Genomic DNA, 12,618 nt, shown 5'->3' with positions numbered 1-12,618 from the left:
GCAGAAATTGAGTTGCCGTAAAAGGAAAATTACCACTAAGTAGTAGTCTTACGATACTGATATGATGAAATATTATCTTGAATTGGCAGCTAAAAAAAAAATTTGATTTTGGCTGAATGCAAATAACTATTTGATAGCAATTGTTTTAAGCTGTTCCGTTAGAAAAACTACCTGTTCTAATGATTTTTTAACATGGGTAAGGATAAAAAAAGCACCCGCCAAACAGCAGATGCTTTAAAAATTTATAGAACTATGAATTCAATCAGTGGTCCCCGAACTTCAACCTAATCACAAACCATAAACAACAAACCACAAACAACAAACCACAAACCACAAACTATTAAACCACATCCTTGCCATGGCATTGCTTGAATTTCTTACCGCTGCCACAAGGACAAGGGTCATTACGTCCAACCTTGGGGCCTACACGAACCGGTTCTGATTTTACCGGGTCATTGTATTGGTCCTGTTCATTGGCGGCATAATCATCACCACGGGCATCGATCTCTTCTTTATTGGCGCGCATGCGGCTCATATCGGTCTTTTGTTCACGACCTTCCCGTATCTGGCCATTGCCTTGTTGTTCTACAGGTATAGCGGCATGGCATAAGAAACTGATGATGTCTTTGTTTACATCGCTGTCCATTTGCTTGAACTGATCATACGCGGTGATCTTATAAATTACCAGCGGATCTTTTTGCTCAAGGTAAGCGGTTTGCACACTTTGCTTCAGGTCGTCCATGGCACGCAAATGCTCTTTCCATGCTTCATCAATAACCGCCAGGGTAATTTGTCTTTCCAGGGCGCTGATCAGCTCGCGGCCTTGCGTCTCAAGCGTCTTGTTCAAACTGGCCAGTACCTGTAAGCCCTTTTTGTTATCGGTAAATGGCACCACCACGTTCTCAATATGGCTTCCCTGTGTAGTGCGGATATTCTGGAATACCGGAACAGCCTGTCTTTGCAGTTCAGCCGTTTTATGCTGGTAGCGGTTGATGGCTTCCTGGTATAATTTCTCAGCCAGATCATTGGCTTTTCCTTTTTCAAATTCTTCAGGCGCAATTGCGCTATCTATTCCGAAGTTTACGATGGCAGCCAGCTTGAAGCCTTCGTAATCATTTTGTTCCTGGAACGAATTCACCAGTCCTTCTGCAACAATATAGAATGCGTTATCCAGGTCAAGCGCGAGACGTTCGCCAAACAGCGCGTGGTTACGTTTCTTGTAAACCACATTACGTTGTTTGTTCATTACGTCGTCGTATTCGAGCAGGCGTTTACGTATGCCGAAGTTGTTTTCTTCAACTTTCTTTTGTGCGCGTTCAATGCTCTTTGTGATCATGCTGTGCTGGATCACTTCGCCTTCTTTGTATCCAAAACGGTCCATGATGCTGGCAATACGCTCACTACCAAATAAACGCATCAGGTCATCTTCCAGTGATACATAGAACTGGGAAGTACCGGGGTCGCCCTGGCGACCGGCACGACCGCGTAACTGGCGGTCAACGCGACGGCTTTCGTGACGCTCCGTACCAATGATGGCCAAACCACCAGCTTCTTTTACGCCGGGTCCTAGCTTAATGTCGGTACCACGACCGGCCATGTTGGTGGCAATGGTAACGGCGCCTGCCAAACCGGCTTCTGCTACTACCTGCGCTTCACGGGCGTGCTGTTTGGCGTTTAATACGTTGTGCGGAATTTTTTTACCACTCATCATCTTGCTCAGCAACTCACTCACTTCAACAGAAGTTGTACCTACCAGTACAGGCCGGCCTGCATTGCGCAGATTTTCTATTTCGTCAATTACTGCTTTGTATTTTTCGCGCTTGGTTTTGTATACCAGGTCTTCCTGGTCTTTACGAATGGCGGCAACGTTCGTAGGAACGGTTACTACATCTAGTTTGTATATATCCCAGAACTCACCGGCTTCGGTTACCGCGGTACCCGTCATACCTGCCAGTTTATGATACATACGGAAGTAGTTCTGTAAAGTGATGGTGGCGTACGTTTGGGTAGCCGCTTCGATCTTTACGTTTTCTTTTGCTTCAATGGCCTGGTGTAAACCATCGCTGTAGCGGCGGCCATCCAGGATACGACCGGTTTGTTCATCCACGATCTTTACCTGCCCATCCATTACTACGTATTCAACATCCTTATCGAACAACGTATAGGCTTTCAGCAATTGTTGTACGGTATGAATACGATCGGCTTTAACAGTGTATTCGTTTAGGATAGCTTCCTTGCGTTGTAATTTTTCTTCAGCGGCTATTTCGCTTTTATCAATTTCTGCCAGGTGTACGCCAATATCGGGCAGTACAAAGAATTCAGGATCTTCACCCGACCTGGTGATGGCCTGAATACCTTTATCGGTTAAGTCAACGGAGTTGTTCTTTTCATCAATGTGGAAGAACAGTTCTTCATCAACTACGGGCATTTGTTTTTGCTGATCGGCCAGGTAATAGTTTTCTGCCTTTTGCAGTTTTACTTTTATTCCTGGTTCGCTTGTGAATTTAATGAGGGCGCTGTGTTTGGGCAATCCGCGATAAGCGCGCATCAGCGATAACCCCCCTGTTTTAGGATCGTCATCGCCGCTTTCAAATAATTTCTTCGCGTCGTTCAGGTTCTTATTCACCACCTGTTTCTGCATTTCAAACAGGTTACGAACGCGCTCGCGTAAAATATGGTATTGCTGATCTTCGCCACGGGGCACCGGGCCCGAAATGATCAACGGTGTACGCGCATCGTCGATCAATACGCTATCCACCTCATCTACCATGGCAAAGTGGTGTTTGCGTTGCACCATTTCTTCAGGCGTATGCACCATGTTATCGCGCAGGTAATCGAAACCAAATTCGTTGTTGGTTCCGTAGGTAATATCGGCCTGGTAAGCTTTTCTTCTTTCGGCGCTGTTGGGTTGGTGTTTGTCGATGCAATCAACCGTCAACCCCAGCCATTCGAAAATCGTTCCGTTCCACTCAGAGTCACGTTTGGCCAGGTAATCGTTCACGGTAACAATATGCACGCCTTCGCCGGCCAATGCGTTCAGGTAAGCCGGCAGGGTAGAAACGAGGGTTTTACCTTCACCGGTGGCCATTTCAGAAATTTTACCCTGGTGCAATACGGTACCACCTATAAGCTGCACATTGTAGTGCACCATGTTCCAGGTGATGAGGTTACCACCGGCAGTCCAGGAATTTTTGAAAATAGATTGATTGCCTTGTATGGTAACGTAATCTCTTTTAACGCTCAGGTCGCGATCGAGGTCGGTAGCAGTAGCCGTCAGTTCAGTATTTTCTTTAAAGCGGCGGGCCGTTTCTTTCACCACAGCGAAGGCTTCGGGCTGAATTTCTTTCAGCACCTCCTCAATTTGTTTATCGCGGTCTTTTAAAAGGGCGTCTACCTGCTGATAAAGGGCATCTTTCCCTACAATATCGCTAAAAGGCAGTTCTTCAGCTTGTTTATTCAGATTGGCGATATCTGCATCGATTTTTTCGAGATGCGCTTTGATACGGGTTTTGAATTCCTGGGTTTTATTGCGCAATTGATCGTTAGTCAGAGATTGGTAGGCAGCAAAGTGTTTGTTGATCTGTTCAACTACCGGCAGAATCAGCTTAACATCCTTTTCGGACTTGCTTCCCCCGAACATTTTTGAAAGAAAACCTAACATGATATAGCGGTTAATTATTTTTTAAAGATTTCAAAGTTACCTCCGGTCAAAAAGAATGCTACACTTTGATAGCGAGCCAATTTGACAGGGACGTCAAAGGTAAGAAAAAGCGGGGAGTTGGCAGTGTACAGAAGTCAATGGTTTGCAGGGAATAATTGATGGTTTGGTGTGAATTCGGGGTTAACACATGCGAGAAATGGAATATATGGTTATTGCCAGTTACTATTATCCCGTCAACCGATATGCCACCGTTCCTGCTTCGTTCTTTCTCCAGTGCTTCGCTACCTGTTTTATACCCCCGTGGGTAGTAAAGGGGTAGCCCAAATACGAAGGAGGAACGGTGAAAGAGTAGTGCAGGGGTAGTAAATGGGTAGTGTTTGGGTTGTGTTTAGGTAGTGTTTGGGTAGTAAAAAGGTAGTAAATAGGTAGTCTGCAAACGCTATAATAATTAATTATCAACTGCTTATAATTGTATTAGGTAGTGTTTGGGTAGTAAACTGTTTATTCGCTTGTAAAATAACCCATTACAACCCCTGGTTTAATAAAACGGTCAGGTCGATACCAACTGGTACATTTTACCCGGCAAAGCCAGTACAATGTTCTGAAGTTCGAGATTGAGGATGGCCGCCGCCATGGAACTGGTGCTGAGACCGCACCGGAGGTTCAATTCATCGATGTGCACCGATTGCTTTTCGGTTAAAATATCAACGATGGTCTTTTCTTCTGCATTTAAATTAACAAAGAGTTCTTTTTGCGGCTGGTTGTTTTTAGTGGCGGGCATGCTCCAGCCCAGCATTTCTGCCAATTCCTGCGCCTGGGTAAGCAAAATGGCTTTATTGTTTTTAATAAGGGCGTTGCAGCCTGCGCTTTTGGCATCGGTTACCTTTCCGGGAAATGCAAACACGTCGCGGTTATAACCATTGGCCAGGTCTGCGGTGATCATGCTGCCGCCTTTTATCCCCGTTTCAATTACTACCACAGCGTCGCACATGCCGGCTACAATCCGGTTGCGAATAGGAAAATGATGTTTTTCGGCGGTGATATCGCTATAATATTCCGTTAGCAATCCGCCATCGTGCTGTATCATTTCTTTCGCCAGGTTGGTATGTTCCGACGGATAAAGTGATTCGAGCCCATGCGCCAGCACACCTACCGTTGACAGATTATTTTTCACGGCAGCTCTGTGAGCTATGGCGTCAATGCCCAGTGCCAGTCCGCTTACCACAAGAATGTTGTAGGAGGCAAGCTCTTTTATTAAATTTTCTGTAACCTGTTTGCCATACGTTGAATTACTGCGGGTGCCAATAACTGCGATTATGCGGGCTGCATTGAGGTTGGCATTTCCGCGGTAAAAAAGGAGGGTGGGCGAATCGTAACAATGCAACAACCGTTGCGGGTATTCGGGCTGGTTAAGAAAAAGTGGTTTTATCCTGAATTTCTCCAGGAAGGCGATCTCTTTTTCAGCCTGGGCAAACGCGTTAAATGTTTTAATGCACCGGGCGCGCACCGTTCCAATGCCTTCTATTTTTTCGAGCTCAGTGGGCCTGGCTTTAAAAATAGCTTCAGCAGAATGAAAATGTTGTATCAACAGTTTGGCATGAACGCAGCCAATTTGTGGCACCTGCGTTAAAGCCAACTGGTAAAGCAGATCGTTGGTTATCGTCGTCATGGTTAATGGTCCATTGATACTTTATCTAAGATACATGCTTTCGTGGTATTAAGGAACTGTTACCGGTTACGGGGTACCAGTTTCCGGGCAATACAATTAAAAAATACAGCCGTCCTGACTTAGTCGGAACGGCTGTATTTCCTGGCAACCGGTAACTGGTAACCGGCGACTATTTAGGATGGTTATATTCTCAATAACCTGTCAATTATGAATTACTGACTTATCACCTGCAATTCCGTTCTCCGGTTCTGCGCTCTCCCTTCTTCAGTACTATTATCTGCAACAGGCTGGGTGGCGCCGTAACCTTTAAAAGTGAGGCGTGGTGCTTCAACCCCTTTGCTCACCAGGTATTTTACCACTGCCTGCGCCCGGTTATTCGACAAAGTCATATTGTCGGTAGCTTTACCAATATTGTCGGTATGGCCGCTGATCTGGATCTTAAGCGTTGGGTTTTCTTTCAATAACTGGTAAATATTATCCAGCTCAATAGTTGATTCAGGTTTCAGATCGAACTTGCCCAGGTCGAAGAAAATATTTTTCAGCACAACACTGGCATTGGTTTCAATAGGTTGTAATGGGATGTCGATATTGTAGGTAGAATCAGGCGCTTTCTGGCTCAATGGGAAATTCTCGGAGAAGAAAAGGTATCCTCTTCTTTTTACATTGAACGCATAATCTTTTCCCACCGGTAATGTGACCAAATAATTGCCCGTTGCATCGGTTTGAACCCGGCTTATTACATTAAGGGTACTCAAATCTGTTAGTTCAACGGCGGAGGGAAGTCCTTTTTGTGTTTTCTTGTCAAACACTTTTCCTTTTACCCACAACGTTCGGGCGGGGCGAACATCTTCACGCAATGTAAATGAATACAGATCGAGCCCGCCTCTGCTATCGTTTCTGTCACTGGTATAATAAGCCGTTTTACCATCGGCTGCTATTACCAGGCTGCCTTCATTTTCTATGGTATTGATGGGAAAACCCAGGTTAACGGGTTTGCTCCATCCTTTGCCCTGTTTTTTAGCCATAAAAAGATCGCTGCCGCCATAGCCTAAATGTCCGCCAGAGGTAAAATACAAGGTTTGATTGTCGGCATGAATAAACGGCGCACTCTCATCGCCGATAGTATTTATTTCAGGGCCCAGGTTTTCGGGATCGCTAAATCGCCCGTTGGGCAACAGGTGACATACATACAGGTCCTGGCCGCCATACCCGCCGAAGCGACTGCTGGCGAAATACAGATCGCGTTTATCGGGCGACAGGCTCGGCGCCGATTCCCAGGCTTCGGTATTGATCCTGTTCCCCAGGTTTTCGGGTTTGCTCCATCCTTCGGGTGTCAGGTAAGAAATATACAAGTCGCAGCTTCCATGCCCATAGGGGAAATTACAGCCGGTGAAAATAAGCCATTGCCCATCCTGCGAAATATTCTGTGCGCCTTCGTTTTGATTGCTGTTGATATCTCCGGGTAACGGTTTGGCTTTTGTCCAATGGCCGTTTTCGAATTTTGATTCATAAAAATCTTCATTGCCGTTGACCCTGCGGGTAAAAATGAATTCTTTATCATCGATGGTAAGCGTGGGGAAATATTCGAGGTGAGTGCTGTTGATGCTGTCACCCATGTTCTGCGGTTCAAAACGGTAATTGCCGTTCGGGTGTTGATTGCTGTAATCAATCGCAAACTGGTAGGTCTTACGACGGTAATTAGCCGCTTTGAGGCTTTGGGGGTTCAGGTTAGGCAATGATAAAAAGTCATCAATGGCCATTAAGGCTTTTTGAAATTCTCCTTTGCCTGCCAGGTTAATAGAGTAGGGAAGGTTATAATCTTTAAACCAGACGCTGTCTATCGCCTTTGCTTTTTCATAGTTCTCAATAGCGCCCTGGTAATTTTTTAGTTCGAAGTAAAGGCCCGCGATCGATAAAAATGCTTCCAGGTACTGCGGTTCTATTTTAATGGCATCCTGCAACGTCTTTATGCTTTCATTATAGAGGCCGTTCATGGCAATGCCATATGCTTTTTCGAACAGGGCTTTTGCTTTTTTATTTACTTTACCAGGGTCGTATTGCGCCTGAGCAGAACAAACCAGTCCGGCAATAATGGATATTGTAATAAGCTTTTTAATCATCTGAAGATTTTTCGTGAATCGGCAACCGTGAAACGTGAAACGGCAAACGTGAATCCGCCTTCGCCAAGGCTTCGGCGGATGAAGTCGGGAGGCAAATTCCTTACTTCCTATTTCTTGCCTCCTATTTCTTCTTCCTTCCTCGCCTTTTCCTTTATCAACGTTATCAACCTTATCAACTTGTCAACTTCCCTCAAAACCAGACCAATTTCGGTAACTAAAGATAAAAAAAGTGCAAAGCTTTAAAGAAAAACCTGATTATTAACAAGATGGCGTGATTGTTAGATTGTTTGATGGCTGCGCATTCCGAAATTCGGGAATTTCGCATTATTTGCGAGCTATCCGAAATGCAGGCATCTCAACCATTGAACCATCAACCATCCAGCCATATATTACGGCACATGTATATACTTGTGCAATTGCAAGGAAAATTCCCACCGGGGATTATTCTTGATGTAGTCGATAATAAGCGGCGTTACAGTAGCCGATTTACTCCATTCGGGTTGCAGGAATAATTTACAGGCAGGCGAAACAAGCGCGGCATATTTTTCAGCCCATTCAAAATCGCTTTTGTTATATACCACCACTTTCAATTCGTTGGCCAGGGGTAATATTTCGGGCAGGGGGGCTTTGAATTTTTTGGGAGAAAGGCAGATCCAGTCCCAGGAACCGCTTACCGGCCAGGCGCCGGATGTTTCTATATTGGTTTGAAAGCCGGCTTCGTGCAAGGCGTTGGTGAGTTCATCGAGGTTATGCATCAACGGTTCACCGCCGGTGATCACCACCATTCGGCCGGGCTCAGCACTGGCGCCAGCTACTATTTCTTCAATTGTTTGTGTAGGATGTTTTGATGCATCCCAGCTTTCTTTTACATCGCACCACACACAGCCTACATCACATCCGCCCAGGCGAATGAAATAAGCGGCTTTTCCCTGGTGATACCCTTCTCCCTGCAAAGTGTAGAAGGATTCCATAACGGGATATTGAATCGTATCTATAGAAGCTTTTGTCATCAATACAAAATTCGTAATAAAAACCGGGCAAATGTGAAAATTCGAAAATGCCTGAATTTCGTGCAAACCGGTTTCAGGCAGGCTTACCGAATGCGCGAATTGGCACATTTTCGAATTTGCTAATTATGTCCTACACTCTCTAATGCTACAACCTACAAACAATGAAACATTAGTGTTTTGTGAGACAAGCATTATACGTGTTCTTCATCAGCGCGGCAATGGTCATGGGGCCAACGCCACCTGGTACAGGAGTGATCCAGGAGCATTTGGGCGAAACGGTATCAAATTGTACATCCCCTTTTAACGCATAGCCACGTTTTTTGGTAGCATCGGCTACGCGGGTAATGCCTACGTCAATTACAATTGCGCCATCTTTAACCATGTCGGCGGTAACAAACTCCGGCCGGCCTAAGGCAGCTACTATGATGTCGGCCTGCAGGCACAGTTCCTTTAAGTTCTTGGTGGCTGAATGGCAAATTGTAACGGTACAATTACCAGGATTGGTATTGGCACTGAGCAGGATGCTCATGGGACGGCCAACGATATTACTGCGACCGATCACTACCGCATGCATACCCTTGGTATTGATCTTATAATGTTCCAGCATTAGCATAATGCCGTGCGGAGTAGCTGGTATAAAAGTGGGAAGCGACTGCACCATTTTGCCTACGCTCACGGGGTGAAATCCGTCTACGTCTTTTGAAGGATGAATGGCGTTGATCACTTTTTCATCTGAAATGTGCTTGGGCAAAGGCAATTGAACCAGAATGCCGTCAACATCCATGTCATTGTTCAGTTGTTCAATGGTTTCCAGCAGTTTGTATTCGCTGATGGTATCTTCGAGGCGCACGAGAGTAGAGCGAAACCCGATCTCTTCACAGGTTCTTACTTTTGAGCCTACGTAAGTTTCACTGGCGCCATTGGTTCCTACCAGGATGGCGGCCAGGTGTGGCACTTTTTTTCCTTCGGCTACCAGTTGAGCCACTTTAATCTTCAATTCATCCTTTGTAGCCTGTGATACAAGCTGCCCATCTAAAATTTTCATGGCGCAAAGGTAAAGGGCTGCGGTAAGTTGCCCTAAAGGAGAATAAAAAATTTTTTATATTATGTATTTTGAATATGTTTAATGGCTTAATTTCTGAAAGCTTGCTGTTGTGAGAAAACTGTTATTGCCATTCTATCTTATCCCCTGCCTGGCTGTTGGCCAGTCAATTCGTTACTCGCCGGGTACATTATACACCGGCCTGGGCGCATATAGTCATCATTTTACCCAATCGTTTTCCTTTCTTGCCAACCAGGCTGCCCTGGGCAGCCTTTCCCGCACCAGTGCTGGTTTTTACACCGAACAAAAGTATGGGTTGAAGGAGCTTTCCATGTACATGGCTACCGCGGCCATGCCGGTGAACCGGGGTGGGGTAGGTGTTGCATTGCAATATGCGGGGTTCGGCGATTTTAACGAAAGCCAGGTGGCAGTTGCTTATGGAAAGAATTTGGGGCGTGTTAGCCTGGGCATTCAGTGTAATTATAATTTGATGCATATAGCGGGCTATGGCAATGATGCGGCGGTGGGTTTTGAAGTGGGCAGCCAGTGGCAGATAAGTGAAACCCTCATCACCGGTATTCATATAGCTAACCCGGTGGGCGGCCATTTTCGCAATCATTCAACCGAAAAGCTGGCTTCCGTTTACCAGTTTGGCGCTGGCTATGAAGTGTCGAAGCAATTATTCCTGAGCGCGGAAATTACAAAAGAAGAAGACCAGCCTGTAAATGTGCAGGCGGGATTACAATATATAATTGTACCCGAAAGGTTTTTTGTACGGGCTGGTATTACTACGGCTACTTCATCGCCATATGTGGGAATGGGCTGGCAATGGAAAAACTGCCGCGCCGATGTAAGTGTGCGTTACCATCCTCAACTGGGGCTTTCGCCCGGGTTGTTATTATTGTTTTATGGAAAACAAAAAGCCGAACCGTGAAATGGCCGTTTGCCATATGGTTAACCCTGCAGGGAATAGCTGTTTCAGCACAGGAAAGGCAAACGGCGCCGGTTAATGAACAACAACTCGAAAGCCAGGCCGAACGGCAGGAAGGCCTTACAGAAGATGATACCCACTGGCAACAGTTGGAGTATTGGCAAAAGCATCCATTGAACCTGAATGAAGCAACTGAGAACGATTTGAAAGGGCTGCGTTTATTGAATGACCTGCAGATCAGCAATTTCCTGCTTTACCGTAAAATGCTGGGGCCTTTGTTAGATGTGAACGAATTACAGGCTGTGCCGGCCTGGGATATACCTGTCATTAAGCAACTACTGCCCTTTGTTACGGTTAGCAATCCAAAAAATATAGTGGAGCGTTTGGGTGAACGTTTTGGCCATGGCGAGCAAACGATGCTATGGCGGTTTGCCAGAAGGGTAAACAATTCCAGCGAATACAGTAAAACCACCAACGCCTACCTGGGTAATGCAGCAGCTATTTTATTCCGTTATAAATACAATTTTAAAGGCCTGTTACAATATGGAATAACCGGCGATAAAGATGCGGGCGAACAATTTTTTAAAGGCGCGCAAAAGAACGGGTTTGATTTTTATTCCTTCCATTTCTTTGCCCGCAAGTTGGGTATTATTCAATCGCTGGCTATTGGTGATTTCACCGTTGGCTTTGGTCAGGGATTGATACAATGGCAGGGAATGGCATTTAAGAAAAGCGCGAATGCATTATTTATAAAACGGCAGGGGCCGGCGTTACAACCGTATAATTCCGCCGGTGAATATAATTTTCACCGGGGCGTTGGCATTACGTTGCAAAAGAAACGCATCCAGTGTACGATCTTTGGTTCGTTCCGTAAATTGAATACCAACCTGGTGATAGATAGTTTGCTGAATGGGCAGGAATATATTTCTTCTATAATAACCAGCGGGTATAACAGAACCCTGGCCGAGCTCAATGACCGTAATAATGTGCAATGTGTTACAGCCGGTGGCGCTTTGAAGCTGGCCAATAACAGATCGCATCTTGGCATAAATGCAGTGCAGTATAGTTTTTCGAAACCCTTACAACCGGCTGGTGCGGCCTATGATCTGTTCGCCATCAATGGTCAACGCTGGAGTAATTATAGTTTCGATTATGGCTATACGTTCCGCAATATGCATGTATATGGCGAGGTAGCCGTTGATAAATTGTTTAACAGGGCTATGGTGCATGGACTGCTGGCCAGCCTTGATCCGAAAGTAGATCTGGCTATTGTTTATCGTAATATCAGCAGTCAGTACCAATCCCTTTTCAGCAATGCATTTACTGAAAACAGTTTGCCGGTAAATGAAAATGGCTGCTATGCCGGCTTATCCATTCGGCCGGTCCCACGTTGGAAGTTGGATGTATATGCAGATATTTTCAGTTTTCCCTGGCTGAAACACCAGGTGAATGCGCCATCGGGCGGACATGAATACCTGGTACAGATAGATTTTACTCCTAATAAGTATGTAGAGATATATACCCGGTTCAGGCATGAAACAAAATGGCAGAATATGGCTGATACAAGTAGGGCTATTCAGCCGCTAGCACCGGTTACCCGGTTAAACTGGCGTACGCACATCAGTTACCGGCTTAATAGGGTAGTTGAATTACGCAGCCGGGTTGAAACGGTTTGGTATGCCAGTAATAAACAGCAAAATGAAACCGGTTTTATGTTTTATACCGATGTGCATGTGAAGCCTGCTTTCAAACCATTTTTCTTCAATGCCCGCATTCAATATATTGAAACGGATGGGTATAACAGCAGGATCTATGCCTGGGAAAACACGGTTTTGTATAATTTTTCTATCCCCGCATTATTTAATAAAGCCCTGCGGTATGTTATCAATGTTAACTACCGGTTAATGCCCCGTCAGGTGAAGCAGCATTCAAAAAAGTTTAATTGCCTCTTCTCTTTATCGTTTGCACAAACTGTTTATCCATCTAAACCTGCAGTTGAGGCAATGGAAGATGCAATTGAGGCGTATAACAAAGCTGATTTCAAACTGCAGATTATTTTTACAAAGCGGTAACAATGCTGCCTGGTGTTTGTTTAACAATTGTTAAGCGAATTAAAATTTTATTAAAGGTTACGGTGTATTCGGTTATACATCATACGGTGATTTATGATTATATAAATTTGCCG

General features: G+C 45.2%; 7 protein-coding genes. 2 read left to right on the top strand and 5 right to left on the bottom strand.

Going from position 1 to position 12,618, the window contains the following annotated elements:
* Nucleotides 1–340 precede the first annotated feature (340 nt).
* The 5 genes from secA to folD all read right to left on the bottom strand — a co-directional run bounded on the left by secA (nt 341) and on the right by folD (nt 9,505).
* A complete protein-coding gene (gene secA / locus FAM09_RS01850) occupies nt 341–3,661 on the bottom strand; it encodes a preprotein translocase subunit SecA (RefSeq protein ID WP_136575374.1) in 3,321 nt (1,106 codons plus the stop codon).
* Between the two features lie 550 nt (nt 3,662–4,211).
* Nucleotides 4,212–5,330 carry a DNA-processing protein DprA gene (gene dprA, locus FAM09_RS01845; protein ID WP_136575373.1) on the bottom strand — a complete coding sequence of 373 codons (1,119 nt, stop codon included), beginning with the start codon at nt 5,328–5,330 and terminating at the stop codon, nt 4,212–4,214.
* Between the two features lie 212 nt (nt 5,331–5,542).
* Nucleotides 5,543–7,450: an OmpA family protein gene (locus FAM09_RS01840; protein ID WP_136575372.1), complete on the bottom strand. Its 1,908-nt coding sequence runs from the start codon at nt 7,448–7,450 to the stop codon at nt 5,543–5,545.
* A 389-nt stretch (nt 7,451–7,839) separates the two neighbouring features.
* A complete protein-coding gene (locus FAM09_RS01835) occupies nt 7,840–8,568 on the bottom strand; it encodes a 7-carboxy-7-deazaguanine synthase QueE (protein ID WP_243751562.1) in 729 nt (242 codons plus the stop codon).
* A gap of 61 nt (nt 8,569–8,629) precedes the next feature.
* Nucleotides 8,630–9,505 carry a bifunctional methylenetetrahydrofolate dehydrogenase/methenyltetrahydrofolate cyclohydrolase FolD gene (gene folD / locus FAM09_RS01830; protein ID WP_136575371.1) on the bottom strand — a complete coding sequence of 292 codons (876 nt, stop codon included), beginning with the start codon at nt 9,503–9,505 and terminating at the stop codon, nt 8,630–8,632.
* Between the two features lie 109 nt (nt 9,506–9,614).
* On the opposite strand from folD, the gene FAM09_RS01825 reads away from it, so the two are divergent.
* Both FAM09_RS01825 and FAM09_RS01820 read left to right on the top strand, forming a co-directional pair.
* Nucleotides 9,615–10,436 carry a hypothetical protein gene (locus tag FAM09_RS01825; protein ID WP_136575370.1) on the top strand — a complete coding sequence of 274 codons (822 nt, stop codon included), beginning with the start codon at nt 9,615–9,617 and terminating at the stop codon, nt 10,434–10,436.
* Nucleotides 10,433–12,505 carry a helix-hairpin-helix domain-containing protein gene (locus FAM09_RS01820; RefSeq protein WP_136575369.1) on the top strand — a complete coding sequence of 691 codons (2,073 nt, stop codon included), beginning with the start codon at nt 10,433–10,435 and terminating at the stop codon, nt 12,503–12,505. The genes FAM09_RS01825 and FAM09_RS01820 overlap by 4 nt, the downstream gene beginning before the upstream one ends.
* Nucleotides 12,506–12,618: the final 113 nt, after the last annotated feature.

The organism is Niastella caeni, assembly GCF_004834005.1.
Classification (GTDB): domain Bacteria; phylum Bacteroidota; class Bacteroidia; order Chitinophagales; family Chitinophagaceae; genus Niastella; species Niastella caeni.
Note: the sequence above shows the minus strand (reverse complement) of the source record. Positions and strands in the feature narration are given on the sequence as shown.